Raw genomic sequence first — 14,310 nt, 5'->3', positions numbered from 1 at the left:
CGAAAGGAGGAGTTGCGTGGCAGGCATCCTAGGGTTGAAGATAAAGACAATCAAAAAATTGTCATGGATACATCGCTTATGCCCCGTGCCCGCTACAAGTCGTTGGTCGACAGCTTCGCCGAGGCTATTCGCTCAGGCCGCATGCCCCCCGGCACGCGACTGCCGACCCACCGCCAACTGGCCGCCGAGCATGGCCTGGCGTTGGTCACCGCGAGCCGGGTGTACGCCGAGCTGGAGGCCATGGGCCTGGTCAGTGGCGAAACGGGCCGAGGCACCTTCGTGCGCGAAATCTCGCTGCCGCCGGGGCAGGGCAGTGGGCAGATGAGCGTGGCGGCGGGCATGCTCGATCTGAACTTCAACTACCCGTCCTTGCCGGGCCAGGCCGACTTGCTGCGCACCGCATTGCGCCAGTTGGCGCTGTCCGGCGACCTTGAAGCGCTGCTGCGTTACCAGCCCCACGCCGGTCGCCTGCATGAGCGCGCGGCTGTCGCGCGGCACCTGTTGAGCCGAGGGCTGACGGTCGAGGCCGAACAGGTGCTGGTGGTCAGCGGCGCCCAGCACGGGTTGGCCGTGACCATGATGGCCTTGCTCAAGCCCGGTGATGTGATCGCCGTCGACGCCTTGACGTATTCGGGGTTCAAGGTGCTGGCCGAGACCCTGCACCTGGAGATCGTCGCCATTCCGGTCACCGCCGACGGCCCGGACCTGGACTACCTGCACAGCCTGTGTCGCAAGCGCCCGGTGCGTGCCGTGTACAGCATGCCGACCCTGCATAACCCGTTGGGCTGGGTGCTGAGCCTGGCGCAGCGCGAGCAGTTGGTGGCGATTGCCCGTGAGCACAACCTGATGCTCATCGAGGACGCGGCCTACGCGTTCCTGGCCGAGGACGCACCGCTGCCCGTGGCCAGATTGGCGCCGGAGCGCACGGTCTACGTGGGCGGGCTGTCGAAAAGTGTCGCGACCGGCCTGCGCGTGGGATTTATCGCTGCCCCTTCGGGTTGGGTGAAGGCACTGGAGCGCACCATCATGGCCACCACCTGGAACGTGCCGGGGGTGATGAGTGCGATTGCGGTGGCCTGGCTCGAGGATGGCACGGTGGCGCAACTTGAAGCACACAAGCGCCAGGATGCGCGGGCGCGGCAAGCCTTGGCGGCGCAGGTGCTCAAGGGGCTGGCCTACACCAGCCACCCGTCATCGTATTTCTTGTGGCTGCCCCTGGCGGAAGAGGCCCGCGCCGATCAAGTCGCCATGACCTTGCAGCGCGACGGCATTTCCGTTTCCACCGCCGAGCCCTTTGCCGTCTCGGCCCACGTGCCCCATGCGTTGCGCCTGGCCTTGGGCTCGGTGGACATGCCGGCGCTGCGCGAGGCGTTGCTGAAGGTGCGCAAGGCGGTGCAGTGGTGAGCCCGATGGCCCACCGCTAGCCATCAGAATTTGAACGCCTGGCGCCCGATCAGCAGCCAGTGGCCTTTCTGCTTCTGCCAGATCTGGAAATTCTCGATTTCGGTGGGCACTTCCTTGCCGCTGTTCACCGCCAGGGCGGAGAAGTGGTTGCGTACCAGCGCTGTATCGCCGCTCAAGGTGATGGTCTGTTTCTGCATTTCCAGGGTCTTGAAGCCGCTGCGTCCGGTCTCGATGTCGGCGATGAATTCCTGCTTGTTCTGGATCTTGCCGCTGGAGTGGCCGTAGGTGAGGTTCTCGGCGGTCAGGCTCTGGAGCTGCTTGAGGTCTTTATGCAGCATCGCCTGGGTGAGGTGGTCGACCGCTTGGGCGACGTCTTTGTCGGCGGCAGGGGCGGCGGCCACATAGCCGCTGAACAGGCACAGAAAACCGATCAGTACTTTGACGTTTTGCATGGGTGTTTCCTTATTGTTGTTGGGGAGGTGTACGGGCAATACGTTACTGAATTTGTTGTCGTACAACATTGCAATAGTCGAAGGGCTTTTGGAAAGTAAAATTTGGAATATTTGCGCAGCACCTTGCGTTGTATAGGGTGAGTGAAGTCTTCAATCTTGTACGATGTCTCATCACAGGTTAAAACTAGTCTCCCGTCTAACAATAAAATAACGGAGATACCCATGGATTTTCCCCCTTCGCCTGCCCGCTCCGAACACAGCCGCCGGGTCTTTCTCCAGCGATCCCTGGCGGTTTCCGCGTCGGTGGCGGTGCTGGGCAACCTGCCTCGCCTGGCAGACGCGGCCGAACCCTTGAGCCAGCGTTATCCAGACCCCCTGATCAAGGTGCTCGACGACAGTTTCCTCGAGCTGCGCCTGTTCAATGCCAGCGTTGAGCGCCTGGCGACCGGCCTGCGCTGGGCCGAAGGACCGGTGTGGATCGGCGATGGCCGCTACCTGCTGCTCAGTGATATTCCCAACAACCGCATCGTGCGTTGGGATGAGGTGACCGACAGCCTGTCGGTGTACCGTGAAAACGCCAACTTCTCCAACGGCATGTGCCGCGATCGCCAGGGCCGCCTGCTGGTGTGCGAAGGTTCGACCACCTCTGGCGAGGGGCGGCGTATCACTCGCACCGAACATAACGGCAGCATCACGGTGCTGGCGGACAGCTTTGACGGCAAACCCTTCAACTCGCCCAACGACATCGTGTGCAAACGCGATGGTTCGGTGTGGTTCAGCGACCCGCCATTCCAGACCGGCAACAATTACGAAGGCCACAAGATCACCCCCACCCAGCCCCATGGCGTGTATCGCATCGACGCTGACAGCGGCAAGGTCACGCGGGTGATCGACGACCTCAACGGTCCCAACGGCCTGTGCTTTTCGCCGGATGAAAAGACCCTCTACGTGGTGGAAGGGCGTGCCAAGCCCAACCGACTGATCTGGGCGATTGACGTCAAGGATGACGGCACCCTGGGCGAACGGCGCAAGCATATCGAAGGCCTCGAATACGCAGCGCTGGACGGCATCAAGTGCGACGAGAGCGGCAATCTCTGGTGTGGCTGGGGCGGCAATGGCGACCCCAAGGCCGACCTGGAAAAGCTCGACGGCGTGCGCGTGTTCAATTCCCAGGGCAAGGCCATCGGGCATATCTCGCTGCCGGAACGCTGCCCCAACCTGTGCTTTGGCGGCCGCGAAGGCAACCGCCTGTTCATGGCCGGCAGCCATTCGATCTACGCGTTGTTCGTCAACACGCGAGGGGCGGATTTCGCCTGATAGGCGCTGAAAAAATCCACTGTCGGCGCCGGTTGGCCGGCGTTCACAGTGGCTATTTAGCGCTATGCTGCGTGCTCCTGAAACATCAGAGCGTTACGCAAATGGACTTTGATTGGCACAGCGCCCCTATCACCCGCAGCACGCCTGTCACTTCACACTACAAAAACACCCAGAACGTACGCCGTTTCATGCGTGAGCACTGCGGCGCGGGGTTCACGTTCGACCGGCCTTTCATGGCGTGGATTCGCAACGCAACGCCCAAGACGATGGGCGACGTGGTGGATGAGTGGCAGCGTCGCAACGAGGACTCCCGAGCATGACACCGGATGAAAAATACCAAGCCGTGCAAGAACGCCTCGGCTATCAATTGGATGAATTCAAAGTCGGCGGCAACTACACGCCGCTGGTGCGCGACGGCAACCACCTGTACATCAGTGGGCAGATCCCTCGCGTCGGTGACACGATCATGCTGCCGGGTAAAGTCGGTGCCACCTTGACCCTGGCCCAGGCACAAATCGCCGCCGGCATCAGTGCCTTGCGCTGCCTGGGCCTGCTCAAGCAGGCGCTCGGTTCGCTGGATCGGATCAAGGCCATCCCGCGCATCACCGTGTATGTGCGCAGCGCCGAGGACTTCGATCAGCAGAGTGAAGTGGCCAACGGCGCCTCGGACCTGTTGCACGAGATCCTCGGCAGTGCCGGGGTGCATTCGCGCACGTCGGTGGGGGTGATGCAACTGCCGAAGTCGGCGGCGGTGGAGATCGACATGATCGCGGTCGCGCACGACTGATGGTCAGCCAAGGCCTGGTCGTCCTGCTCAACTACGGCCTGCACCTGGCACCGGGCGTGTTGCTGTTTGGCCTGTGGTTCGGGTTGACGCCGAAGTCGTTGCCGGCCATGCGCATCCTGATTCTGCTCGCGGCGTTCGTGCTGATGCGCGATGCGATGACGCCCCTGGGCATGTGGGCGCTCAGTGACGACGTGCAAATCGCCTTCACCGCGAATGCCTTTGTATTGGCGGCGCTGGGTGGCCTGTCGGTGCTGCTGGTCGTAGGGTTGGTCCGGGTGGCGCCGGAGTTGTGGCGCCTGGTGGTATGGACCCGGGGCCACCGCGCCCTGGGCCTGGCGGTGGGGCTTGCGGTCGGTAGCCTGATCGGTGTGCCGTTGCGGCTCTATCAAGGGATAGAGCCGCACGCGATCCCCGGCTACTGGGTGTGGCTGCCGGGCATGGTGGTGTTGGCCTATGGCGCCAATGCGCTGGAGGAAGTGTTGTTTCGCGGGTTTTTGCAGGGCTACCTTGAACAGCAGGTGACACCGCTGCGAGCGGCGCTGATCAGTGGCGTGGCGTTTGCCGCCTGCCATGCCTTCCTGGCCTTGAGCGTGACTCAACTGGGCTGGCCGGTGTTGCTGTTTACCCTGATCGAAGGGCTGGCCTGCGCACTGGTGCGCATGCGTCATGGCGTGTTGGCGGCGACGGCCTGCCATGGCACGGCAATCCTGCTGATTGCCGTGCCCTACATGGCCTGACTTGAAATGCGGTTAGAACGGTGGGAGGGGGCTTGCTCCCGATTGCAGTGGGTCAGCCACTGATGCATCAACTGACACTCCCTCATCGGGGGCAAGCCCCCTCCCACATTTTTTACCGAGTACACCAGCCCAACTCCAGTTGGCTCCAAGGCCGAAAAAGCCAGAGTAAAAGCAGACCGAGATCTACCTGATATATGCAGTTCCAAATGTGGGAGGGGGCTTGCTCCCGATTGCAGTGGGTCAGCCACTGATGCATCAACTGACACTCCCTCATCGGGGGCAAGCCCCCTCCCACATTTTTTACCGAGTACACCAGCCCAACTCCAGTTGGCTCCAAGGCCGAAAAAGCCAGAGTAAAAGCAGACCGAGATCTACCTGATATATGCAGTTCCAAATGTAAGAGGGGGCTTGCTCCCGATTGCAGTGGGTCAGCCACAGATGCATCAACTGACACTCCCTCATCGGGAGCAAGCCCCCTCCCACAGTGAATCAGTTAGTTTGTCGCCAGCGGCGGCGTGCGCGGCGGGATCAGGCGTTTGCTGCCGGTGGCTTCATACGCCGCCGCAAAGCGCAGCAATGCCGAATCATCGTAGGCGCGCCCGGCAAAGGTCAGCCCGACCGGCATGCCGATGTCCGCCATCACGCCCATGGGCACGGTAACGGTGGGCACGCCCAGGTGGCGGATGGCGAGGTTGCCGTTGGCCACCCACACGCCATTGCTCCAGGCGATATCGGCACTGGCTTCGTTCACGTCGGCATCCGCCGGGCCCACATCGGCCACGGTCGGGAACAGCACCGCGTCCAGGCCAAGGCCGTCCATCCAGTCTTCCAGGTCGATCCGCCGGGTTTGCTCGAGGCCGCGCAGGCCATCGGGCACGGTGCTGATCTCGTTCCACGGGGTGATGCCGCGCTCGGCCATGCGCACGTACTCGTCCATGCCGGCGGCCAGGTCGTCTTCACGGTTGGGCAGGGTGCCGGGGTCGTGGGGGAAGATTTTCGGCCCGTCCACATCGGCCAGGCGGTTCAGGGCCGGGTCGTTGTTGGCGCGCAGGAAATCATCGAAGGCCCAGGCCGACAGTTCCCACAGTTCATCGTGCAGGAATTCCCTGGACACCAGGCCACGGGTAAACACGGTGGGCGCGCCGGGGCGGTCGCCTTCGCAGTTGGACACCAGTGGGAAATCCACCTCGATGACTTCGGCACCGGCGGCTTCAAGAGCCTTGCGTGCGGCTTGCCAGAGGTCGATCACGCTGGCACGGGTGTTGATTTTCTGCCCGGTGGGGCCGCCGATGCCGGGCTTTTCGCTGGTGCCGGCCTCGGGGTCGGCGTTGATGTACATGCGCGGCACGCCGAAGCGTTTGCCGGCCAGGGATTCGGCCGTCGCCGCCAATTCAGGGTAAGACGCCGGGCGTACCGAAGCGACGCTGGGGATCGGCACCCACGGCTGCAGGCGCCACAGGTCGCCACGGGTGTGCGGGTCTTCAGCCACTACCACGTCGAGCACTTCCAGCAGGTCGGCCATGGTGCGGGCGTAGGGCACCACCACGTCCATGGTCGGGGTCAACGGCCAATTGCCGCGCACCGAAATCATCCCACGGGACGGGGTGTAGGCGCACAGGCCATTGTTGGACGCCGGGCCACGCCCGCTGGACCAGGTTTCCTCCGCCAGGCCGAAGGCGGCGAAGCTGGCGGCGGTGGCGGTGCCGGCACCGTTGGATGAACCGGAGGCAAACGGCGCGGTGAGGTAGTCGGCGTTATACGGGCTTTCCGCGCGGCCATACACGCCGCGCTGCATGCCGCCATTGGCCATCGGCGGCATGTTGGTCTTGCCCAGGCAGATGGCGCCACCGGCGCGCAGGCGCTCGATGGTGAACGCATCGCGCTGGGCGACAAGGCTGGCAAAGGCCGGGCTGCCCGAGGCGGCCGTCAGCCCTTTGACCAGGTAGCTGTCCTTGGCGGTGTAGGGAATACCATCCAGTGGCCCCAGGGTTTCACCCTTGGCCCGGCGGGCATCGGAGGCCTCGGCTTCCTTCAGGGCGTCGGGGTTGCGCACGACGACGGCGTTGAGTGCGGTAGCGGTCTGCGGACCGTCGTAGGCATCGATCCGCGCGAGGTAAGCCTGCACCAGTTCAACGGCCGTGGTCTGGCCGGATTCGAGCGCCGCGCGCAATTGGGCAATGGAGACTTCGGTAACTTGCATGACGTTTTCTTCGCCGCCTTAAGTTGAGGTATGGCGGCAGTCTACGTACAGATATTTCACAAAACCAGTGCGGCATTTTCCCCATGGGCGGCACGCATCACCTGCCAGGTGGCGTCGTCTGCGGGAATCAGATGTTCGATGCGCAGGGAGGCGAGGGTGATGTCCTGGGGCATGCCGAAGGTGGTGAAGGTGGACAGAAAGCTCAGCTCGCCCCGGCTGGTATGCACGCGGGTCAACACCAGCGGCGGCATTTCAGGCGGCGGCGTGGTATGGACGGGGGCGGGCAGGCTCGCCAGGAGAGCGGCCAGCACAGGATTGTCCAGCGCCTCGCGGCTTGCCCGTTGCCAGGCCAGGGTGCGGATTTCTTCGGCGTTGACCAGCTGGTCGCCCAGGCCGCCGGGCTGCAGCAGGGAGGTCAGCAGGTTCAGGCCTTCCATCGGCGGCGTGACCCCCGCCAGTGCCAACAGCACGCCGGTACTCGCATTCGCGGCCAGTACTTCCCAGTGGCTGCCCAGCAGGATCGCCGGGGCCGGGTTGTTGGCGTGCAGGACATGGTTGACCGCCTCGCGAATTGCGGCCATGGCCGGGGAGGCGAGCGGGGTAGCGGTATAGCGGGGCGCGAAGCCGGCGGCGAGGAACACGCGGTTGCATTGCTCCAGCGGTGTTTCCAGCGCGCTGAGCAGGTGATGCAACGTACCTGGGCCCGGCTTGGCGCGTCCGGTTTCGAGGCAACTGAGGTGGCGCTGGGACACGCCGGTCATCAGGGCCAGGTCAAGTTGGCTCAGACCAGCCTGTCGGCGTAGCTGGCGCAAGTGTTCGCCGGCAGTAGCGGGGTTATCCATGGCGCGACTATGACCTCCGAGGTCATTGCGAGGAGGGCAACCTTATCACTAGGGTGGGCCTCGATCACGTCAAGGAGCCGACCATGCGCACACCTTACCTGGCCCTCGCCGCTCTGCTGGGCTTTTCGCTGTACACCCTGGCCACGCTGCTCACGGCCGAGCAATCGCTGCTGGCCTTCGGGCGTGAGTTAATGTCGCGTCCGGACACCGCGCAAGTGGTGATCGACCTCTACCTGATGGCCACGCTGGCCTGTGTGTGGATGTACCGGGATACGCGGTCACGGGGACGGTCGCTGGCGTCGGTGCTGCCGTATTTCTTGCTGACGGCAGTGTTCGTGTCGGTGGGGCCGTTGCTCTACATCGTGCTGAAGGGATTTCGGGATGAATGAGCTGTTGCACATCTACGCCCTGGGCCTGCGGGTGCTGTGTTCTTTGTGATCGGCCGGTTGTGTGTGGCAGTGAGTTAAGACCTGTAGGCGTTGGCCCCGGTCCGATCCACCAACCGAATGCTGTCCCGTCCGCCACGCTTGGATTCATACAGCGTGGTATCTCCCTGTTCGATCAGCGCCGCCAGGCTGGCCGGCGGCTGGTCGAACAGGGTAGCGCCGATGCTCAGGGTCACCGGCGCGGGCGTGGCGAAGGTTTGTGCGGCCAGTTGCTGGAACTGCTCGCGCAGGCTGCTGCCCAGTTCGACGATCTGCTCGGTCGAGGCCGGGTTGAGCAGGATCACAAACTCATCACCGCCCAAACGTGCAGCCAGCGCGCCTCGGGGCACGACGGCGCGAATCATCTCGCTCAAGGCGATCAACACACGGTCGCCGGCGGTATGGCCGTGGAGGTCATTGACCGACTTGAAGTTGTCGATATCGATCAGCAGCAGGGCGCCCGGTTGTTGCGCCGACACCTGGGCCAGCAGGCGCGGCGCGCGCAGGTCGAGGGCGCGGCGGTTGTAGAGGGCGGTGAGCGGGTCGCGGGCGGCGAGGCGGGCGATCTGCTGTTCGCGGCGGTAGCGTTCCGAGCCGGTCATCGACAGCGCAATCAGCATGATCGCCATGGCGCCTTCCACCAGGGACACCTGGATGATCTCGCCCTTGAACGCCGCAAGGTCGATCAAGGTGCCGGGGATCACCACCGACAGCGCCTTGGCCACGTAGAACATGCCATGGACCAGCAGCACATAACGCAGTTGCACCGCGCCGATGCTCAATGATCGGCCGTGGGGCCGCAGCAGGAAACTGGCGCGCAGGGTCGGCAGCGCGACCAGCAGCGACTGCACGCCCAGCATGGCTTTGGACCACGGCAGGTCGGTCGGGAGCATCAGCATGCCCAGCCACACGCCCAGCAGCAGCCACCACCGCGGCGACAGGCGTACCTGGGTAAAGCGCGCGACCCCGAGCAAGAACAGGCAGTGCGCGGCCACCAGCAAGCCGTTGGCAAACCAGATGCCGATGAGCAGATAGCCATTGATGCGCAGCAGAGCCAGGGTGGAGCCGACGGTGATGGTGGCGAAACCGGCGCTCCAGAACAGCAGCGAAGGTTCGCGTACGCTGCGCCATTCTATGGCCAGGTACAGGGCAGCAGCGGCGGCCAGGGCAACGGTGAGTGCCAGAATCGTAGGAGGGTCGAGCGTCATTTCGTGCCGGGTCTGCCTGGGTGTGCGTTGAAGGCGGGGATTGTAAGCGCACACGCAGGTTTTTCAGAGCCCAAACGATAATGGCATACAGCCATCCGATGATCGGCGGTCTAGACGCCTTTGGTCGACGGCAGCAGTATCGTCAGGATGCCCACCAGCGGCAGGAACGAGCACAGTGTGTAGACGTACTCGATGCCGTGGCTGTCGGCGAGCAGGCCGAGCAAGGCCGCGCCGATCCCGCTGAAGCCGAACATCAGGCCGAAAAAGATCCCGGCGATCATGCCGACATTGCCCGGCACCAGTTCCTGGGCAAATACCACGATGGCCGAGAACGCCGAGGCGAGGATAAAACCGATCACCACGCTGAGCACGGCGGTCCAGAACAGGTCGACGTAGGGCAGGGCCAGGGTGAACGGCGCGGCACCGAGGATCGAGAACCAGATGACTTTCTTGCGCCCGATCCGGTCGCCGATCGGCCCACCCGCGAAAGTGCCCACGGCCACCGCCCCGAGGAACAGGAACAGGTACATCTGGGAACTCGATACCGACAGGTGGAATTTTTCAATCAGGTAGAACGTGAAGTAGCTGGTCAGGCTGGTCATGTAGAAGTACTTGGAGAACACCAGCACCGCCAGCACCACCAGGGCAAACGTCACGCGTCCTTTGGACAGGCCGTGGGTTGCCTTGCCGCCTTGCTTGAGCTTGAACAGGTTGAGGTGGTTGCGGTACCAGCGGCTCAATCCATACAGCACCAGGATCGCGAACACGGCAAACAGCCCGAACCAGGCGATGTTGCCTTGGCCATAGGGAATGATGATCGCCGCCGCGAGCAACGGCCCCAACGCGCTGCCGGTGTTGCCGCCGACCTGGAAGGTCGATTGCGCCAGGCCATAGCGCCCGCCGGAGGCCAGGCGCGCGACGCGCGAGGTTTCCGGGTGGAAGGTCGACGAGCCGACGCCCACCAGGCCTGCCGCCAGCAGGATCGCCGGGAAGCTGCCGACAAACGCCAGCATCAGGATGCCGACCAGGGTACAGACCATGCCCGCCGGCAGCAGCCACGGCTTGGGATGCCGGTCGGTGTGGTAGCCGATCCAGGGTTGCAGCAGCGAGGCGGTCAGCTGGAACGTCAGGGTGATCAGGCCGACCTGGGTAAACGTCAGGCCGTAGTTGGCCTTGAGCATCGGGTAGATCGACGGTAATACGGCCTGGATCAGGTCATTGATCAGGTGCGCCAGGGCACAGGCGCCGAGGATACGCACGACTAACGGGCTTACTTGGGGCGGACTCGAAGTGGCGGCAGGTGATGCGGTCAAGGTCGACATGCAGGCATTCCATACAAGGCAGCGAACAGGGGCAGCGAGTACTTAGGCTGGCTGCCCATTTCAATTTGTTTCGGAGCTTATGCTAGATTCGGCAAAAATGCCTGTCTCGCGTAATTCGGGAGATAACCATCGTAAAAAGGGCGAAATGATCAAATCACTGGATAAATTTTTGCAGGAAATCGATGAGGGCGACTGGGCTGTCATCAGTTCGGCCACCGATTATCCGGAAAACTGGGTGATCCCCGACCACAGTCACGAAAAGCATCAATTACTCTACGCCACCGAAGGCGTGATGGTGGTGCATTCGGCGCATAACCAGTGGACGGTGCCGCCCAATCGCGGCTTCTGGATGCCCTGCGGGCACGTGCACTCCCTGCGCTGCGTGGGCGCCCTGAAAATGCGCAGCGTGTTCGTGCGCCCCGACAGTTTCCCCAACCTGCCGACCGAGACCAAGGCGGTGAGTATCTCGCCGCTGCTCAGCGAGCTGATCAAGGCCTCCGTGAGCTTGAAACCGCCCTATGCCGAAGACTCCCGCGATGCGCGGATCATGCACCTGATCCTCGACGAGCTGGCGCTGTTGCCGGCTTTGCCGCTGTCGCTGCCGCAGCCCGCCGACCTGCGTATCCAGCAGATCTGCCTGGCGTGGCAGGAGGACCCCGGCGATGCCTCCACCGTGGCGGATTGGAGCGAGCGCCTGGCCCTTGACCAGAAAACCATCCAGCGCCTGTTCCGCAAGGACACCGGCATGACCTTCGGCCAATGGCGCCAGCAGGCGCGGCTGCTGCTGGCACTGGAGCGTATCGCGGTGGGGCAGAAGATTATCGACGTGGCCCTGGAGCTGGGCTACGAAAGCCCCAGCGCATTTACCAGCATGTTCAAGAAACAGTTTGGCAAGACCCCGAGTCATTTTTTCCGCTGACATCGGCGCAGTAGTCGTCCAGCAAGCCGTTGAATGCGTCGATATCCAGCGGTCGGCTGAGGAAGTAGCCCTGGCCTTCTTCACACGCCACGCTTTTGAGCATGGCCAGGTGCTCAGCGGTTTCGATGCCTTCGGCCGTGACCGTCAGGGCAAGGGCACGGCCCAAGCCGACAATGGCTTGGATAATCGCCTTGTCATCCTCGCTTTCCTCCAGTCGGGTCAGGAAGCTGCGGTCGATTTTCAGGCCATCGAACGGGAACGCCCGCAGGTAGCTGAGAGACGAATAGCCGGTGCCGAAGTCATCCATGGCAATGCGGATGCCCAGTTGCTTGAGTGTGCGCATCACCTCAAGTGCGCCGACGGCGTCCTCGAGCATGACGCTTTCGGTCATTTCCACCTCAAGGCGCGCAGGGTCGATACCCGAGGCGTCCAGGGCGTGGCGCACGCGCTCCACCAGGTTGCCGCGCTTGAATTCGGTGGGTGACAGGTTCACCGAGACGAACAGCGTGTCCGGCCACTGCGCCGCGCATGCACACGCGGTTGCCAGTACCCAGTCACTCAGCGCCAGGATCAACCCCGACTCTTCGGCAATCGGAATAAAGGTGTCCGGGGCGATCAGCCCGCGTACCGGGTGCTGCCAGCGCACCAGGGCTTCGGCCCCGACCATCTGCCCATCGGCGATGCGATAGCGCGGTTGGAAGTGCAGGCGCAGTTCGGCGTGCTTGATCGCAAAGCGCAGATCGCTCTCCAGGCGCCGCCGCTCGATGATCCGCGTATTCATGTCCCCGGAGTAAAAGCGCCAGGTATTGCGCCCGGCCGCCTTGGCCTCATACAGGGCGATATCGGCGTAGCGCAGCAGTTCGGTGGCATCGCGGGCATCGGTGGGCGCCAGGGCTATGCCGATACTGGCACTGATAAACACCTCTTGTTCGTCGATTTTGATCGCCTGCTCGATGGACTCGATCAAGCGCAGGCATAGGTTTTCCACTTCATCCTGGCTGCCGGCGTCGCTGAGGATCAGCACAAACTCATCGCCGCCGACGCGGGCCACCAGGTCACCATGGCGCACGCAAGCGGCCAGGCGGCCGGACACTTGATTGAGCACCCGGTCACCGGCGGCGTGGCCGAGCAGGTCATTGACCGGCTTGAAGCGGTCCAGGTCGAGGCTGAGCATCACCAGCGGCTGCTCGGCGCTGGGCAGGGCCTTGAGTTTGCCGTCCAGGAACGCCTGCAGGCGTGTGCGGTTGGGCAGCCCGGTCAGGGCGTCGTGTTGAGACAGGTACTCGATGCGCCGACGTGCTTCGACTTCTTCGGTGACGTCGGTGGCCGTACCGCGAAACCCGCCACAGGGCATTTCCCGGGCCGACAGCCGGGTTGTACGCTCCTGTCCCTGGGCATCGATATAGCGGCATTGCACACTGATGTCCACGCGCCGGCCCGGGGTGCTCAGCCACTGCGACAGCAGGTCGGCCTCGGTGTCCAGCAGGTCGCTCATGGCCGCCCCGAGCCAGGCTTGCCGGGTCAGGCCGGTGACGCTTTCGAAGCGTTCCGACAGGTAGATAAAACGCCAGCCGGCATCGATTTCCCAGACCCAGTCCGAGCTGGCCTCCACCACGTCGCGAAAGCGCGCCTCGCTGGTGGCCAGGGCGGCCTGGCTGTCCAGCAGAGAGGTGTGGCTGGCATCCAGGGCGAGGGCGGCGGCGGTGGCGCGACGCAGAATGACCCAGGTCATCAGGCACACCAGCAGCGCGGCCAGCCCCAGCAGCGGCAAGCCTACGCTCATCAAGCGTAGGCCGGGTCGCGCAGGTTCCCAATGCAGGCTGCCAGCGGCGCCGTTATCGCCAAGGGGGAAAACCAGGGTCTGGCCGATGTCATCGGGCGTGGCTACATGCAGCTTGCCCACGCCGAAGTCATCGCCGATTGCGCTCAACTTGGCGCTGTTGAGGACGTCGACGAAGATCAATACCGAGGCCGGCCGGCCATCGGGCACTACCGTGGGGTCGGTGCCGGGCGTGATCGCGGCGGCGGCCACCAGTGCCGGGCTGCCGCGTACATTGATGAACGCCGTGACCGGTGTTTCGTTTTCAGCCCCGGCACGCGCCTGCTCGATAATTTCGGTCAAGGGCTGGTCGAGCCACTGCGAGAGCTCGATGCTTTGCAGCTCGCCCTTGATCACCGAGTAGACCGTGCCATTGTCGTTATCGACCACAAACAGGCCTTGGAAACCGAAGTCCTGATACAGCGTGGCGCCGACGTTGCCGCGCGCGTAGGCCCAGTCGCTGTCCACGGTCACGTGCAGGTGCTTGTAGGCATCGCTCCAGAAGGCGTAGTCCTTGACGGTCACCCGCAGGGACTTCTCCAGGGATTGCACGGCTTTACGCGTATAGAACGCGCTTTCCTGCTGTTCGGAGTGATCCAGTTCGTGCGCGAGGTAAACCAGGGAATAGGCGGCGGCGGCAAAGACCAGGGCCAGCAACGCCACGAAATTGAACAGCGACGTGCGCGCCAGCGACAGGCTGCTGCGGTCGGACAAGGTGCGGACGATAGGGGCGAGAGAGTTCGGCATGGTTTCCCGCAGGACGTCGCTGCAAGTCATTGGTATGACGGGTTATCGGCGGCGCGGGTAAAAAACTTAGCGCTTCGGTGTTGGCGTCAACCGAGGCCGCTGCAGTATCAGAAATGGCTGCGCCTCAACGA

13 protein-coding genes are annotated in these 14,310 nt (G+C 63.5%); 7 read left to right on the top strand and 6 right to left on the bottom strand.

The features are described from left to right. Positions 1-78: 78 nt before the first annotated feature. Positions 79-1,404, top strand: coding sequence for an aminotransferase-like domain-containing protein (locus BM416_RS02670; RefSeq protein ID WP_092485076.1), 1,326 nt, complete (start codon positions 79-81; stop codon positions 1,402-1,404). A 23-nt stretch (positions 1,405-1,427) separates the two neighbouring features. Here the strand turns inward: BM416_RS02670 and BM416_RS02665 are convergent, their stop codons facing one another. Then, the gene (locus BM416_RS02665; RefSeq protein WP_024075865.1) at positions 1,428-1,856 is read right to left on the bottom strand and encodes a nuclear transport factor 2 family protein; all 429 of its coding nucleotides are present in this window, start codon (positions 1,854-1,856) and stop codon (positions 1,428-1,430) included. A gap of 222 nt (positions 1,857-2,078) precedes the next feature. On the opposite strand from BM416_RS02665, the gene BM416_RS02660 reads away from it, so the two are divergent. The 4 genes from BM416_RS02660 (at position 2,079) to BM416_RS02645 (ending at position 4,697) form a co-directional block, all read left to right on the top strand. Beyond that, complete coding sequence (locus tag BM416_RS02660) at positions 2,079-3,173, top strand: SMP-30/gluconolactonase/LRE family protein (protein ID WP_074846959.1); 1,095 nt, start codon at positions 2,079-2,081, stop codon at positions 3,171-3,173. Between the two features lie 101 nt (positions 3,174-3,274). Then, positions 3,275-3,493 carry a DUF6434 domain-containing protein gene (locus BM416_RS30745; protein ID WP_065928033.1) on the top strand — a complete coding sequence of 73 codons (219 nt, stop codon included), beginning with the start codon at positions 3,275-3,277 and terminating at the stop codon, positions 3,491-3,493. Continuing rightward, complete coding sequence (locus BM416_RS02650) at positions 3,490-3,960, top strand: RidA family protein (protein ID WP_092485073.1); 471 nt, start codon at positions 3,490-3,492, stop codon at positions 3,958-3,960. Before BM416_RS30745 ends, BM416_RS02650 begins: the two co-directional genes overlap by 4 nt. Next, entirely contained in the window at positions 3,960-4,697 is a 738-nt protein-coding gene (locus BM416_RS02645) for a CPBP family intramembrane glutamic endopeptidase (RefSeq protein ID WP_092485070.1), read from the top strand. Before BM416_RS02650 ends, BM416_RS02645 begins: the two co-directional genes overlap by 1 nt. A gap of 493 nt (positions 4,698-5,190) precedes the next feature. On the opposite strand, the gene BM416_RS02640 is transcribed toward BM416_RS02645, so the two are convergent. Continuing rightward, entirely contained in the window at positions 5,191-6,897 is a 1,707-nt protein-coding gene (locus tag BM416_RS02640; RefSeq protein ID WP_092485067.1) for an amidase, read from the bottom strand. A gap of 56 nt (positions 6,898-6,953) precedes the next feature. Next, a complete protein-coding gene (locus BM416_RS02635; protein ID WP_092485064.1) occupies positions 6,954-7,739 on the bottom strand; it encodes a helix-turn-helix domain-containing protein in 786 nt (261 codons plus the stop codon). Between the two features lie 83 nt (positions 7,740-7,822). Here BM416_RS02635 and BM416_RS02630 point away from each other — a divergent pair, with 83 nt between their 5' ends. Beyond that, a complete protein-coding gene (locus BM416_RS02630; protein WP_092485061.1) occupies positions 7,823-8,128 on the top strand; it encodes a DUF2834 domain-containing protein in 306 nt (101 codons plus the stop codon). A 74-nt stretch (positions 8,129-8,202) separates the two neighbouring features. Here the strand turns inward: BM416_RS02630 and BM416_RS02625 are convergent, their stop codons facing one another. Continuing rightward, positions 8,203-9,372 (bottom strand): GGDEF domain-containing protein, encoded by a 1,170-nt coding sequence (locus BM416_RS02625; protein WP_092485058.1) that lies wholly within the window; start codon positions 9,370-9,372, stop codon positions 8,203-8,205. Between the two features lie 110 nt (positions 9,373-9,482). Beyond that, on the bottom strand, positions 9,483-10,694 hold the full coding sequence (locus BM416_RS02620) for an MFS transporter (protein ID WP_092485055.1): 1,212 nt from the start codon (positions 10,692-10,694) through the stop codon (positions 9,483-9,485). 97 nt (positions 10,695-10,791) lie between these two features. On the opposite strand from BM416_RS02620, the gene BM416_RS02615 reads away from it, so the two are divergent. Continuing rightward, the gene (locus BM416_RS02615) at positions 10,792-11,613 is read left to right on the top strand and encodes an AraC family transcriptional regulator (protein ID WP_092485052.1); all 822 of its coding nucleotides are present in this window, start codon (positions 10,792-10,794) and stop codon (positions 11,611-11,613) included. Here the strand turns inward: BM416_RS02615 and BM416_RS02610 are convergent. Next, complete coding sequence (locus BM416_RS02610) at positions 11,570-14,179, bottom strand: bifunctional diguanylate cyclase/phosphodiesterase (RefSeq protein WP_092485040.1); 2,610 nt, start codon at positions 14,177-14,179, stop codon at positions 11,570-11,572. The genes BM416_RS02615 and BM416_RS02610 overlap by 44 nt on opposite strands. Positions 14,180-14,310 lie beyond the last annotated feature (131 nt).

The sequence above is a fragment of the Pseudomonas sp. NFACC42-2 genome (genome assembly GCF_900116055.1).
GTDB lineage: Bacteria > Pseudomonadota > Gammaproteobacteria > Pseudomonadales > Pseudomonadaceae > Aquipseudomonas > Aquipseudomonas marginalis.
The sequence above is the reverse complement of the archived record's forward strand: the minus strand, read 5'-3'. Positions and strand labels throughout refer to the sequence as shown.

What these genes read in the sequence shown, in the direction of transcription:
- BM416_RS02670 (WP_092485076.1), top strand. Translation starts at nt 79, where the DNA reads ATGCCCCGTGCCCGCTACAAGTCGTTGGTCGACAGCTTCGCCGAGGCT.
- BM416_RS02665 (WP_024075865.1), bottom strand. Translation starts at nt 1,856, where the DNA reads ATGCAAAACGTCAAAGTACTGATCGGTTTTCTGTGCCTGTTCAGCGGC.
- BM416_RS02660 (WP_074846959.1), top strand. Translation starts at nt 2,079, where the DNA reads ATGGATTTTCCCCCTTCGCCTGCCCGCTCCGAACACAGCCGCCGGGTC.
- BM416_RS30745 (WP_065928033.1), top strand. Translation starts at nt 3,275, where the DNA reads ATGGACTTTGATTGGCACAGCGCCCCTATCACCCGCAGCACGCCTGTC.
- BM416_RS02650 (WP_092485073.1), top strand. Translation starts at nt 3,490, where the DNA reads ATGACACCGGATGAAAAATACCAAGCCGTGCAAGAACGCCTCGGCTAT.
- BM416_RS02645 (WP_092485070.1), top strand. Translation starts at nt 3,960, where the DNA reads ATGGTCAGCCAAGGCCTGGTCGTCCTGCTCAACTACGGCCTGCACCTG.
- BM416_RS02640 (WP_092485067.1), bottom strand. Translation starts at nt 6,897, where the DNA reads ATGCAAGTTACCGAAGTCTCCATTGCCCAATTGCGCGCGGCGCTCGAA.
- BM416_RS02635 (WP_092485064.1), bottom strand. Translation starts at nt 7,739, where the DNA reads ATGGATAACCCCGCTACTGCCGGCGAACACTTGCGCCAGCTACGCCGA.
- BM416_RS02630 (WP_092485061.1), top strand. Translation starts at nt 7,823, where the DNA reads ATGCGCACACCTTACCTGGCCCTCGCCGCTCTGCTGGGCTTTTCGCTG.
- BM416_RS02625 (WP_092485058.1), bottom strand. Translation starts at nt 9,372, where the DNA reads ATGACGCTCGACCCTCCTACGATTCTGGCACTCACCGTTGCCCTGGCC.
- BM416_RS02620 (WP_092485055.1), bottom strand. Translation starts at nt 10,694, where the DNA reads ATGTCGACCTTGACCGCATCACCTGCCGCCACTTCGAGTCCGCCCCAA.
- BM416_RS02615 (WP_092485052.1), top strand. Translation starts at nt 10,792, where the DNA reads ATGCCTGTCTCGCGTAATTCGGGAGATAACCATCGTAAAAAGGGCGAA.
- BM416_RS02610 (WP_092485040.1), bottom strand. Translation starts at nt 14,179, where the DNA reads ATGCCGAACTCTCTCGCCCCTATCGTCCGCACCTTGTCCGACCGCAGC.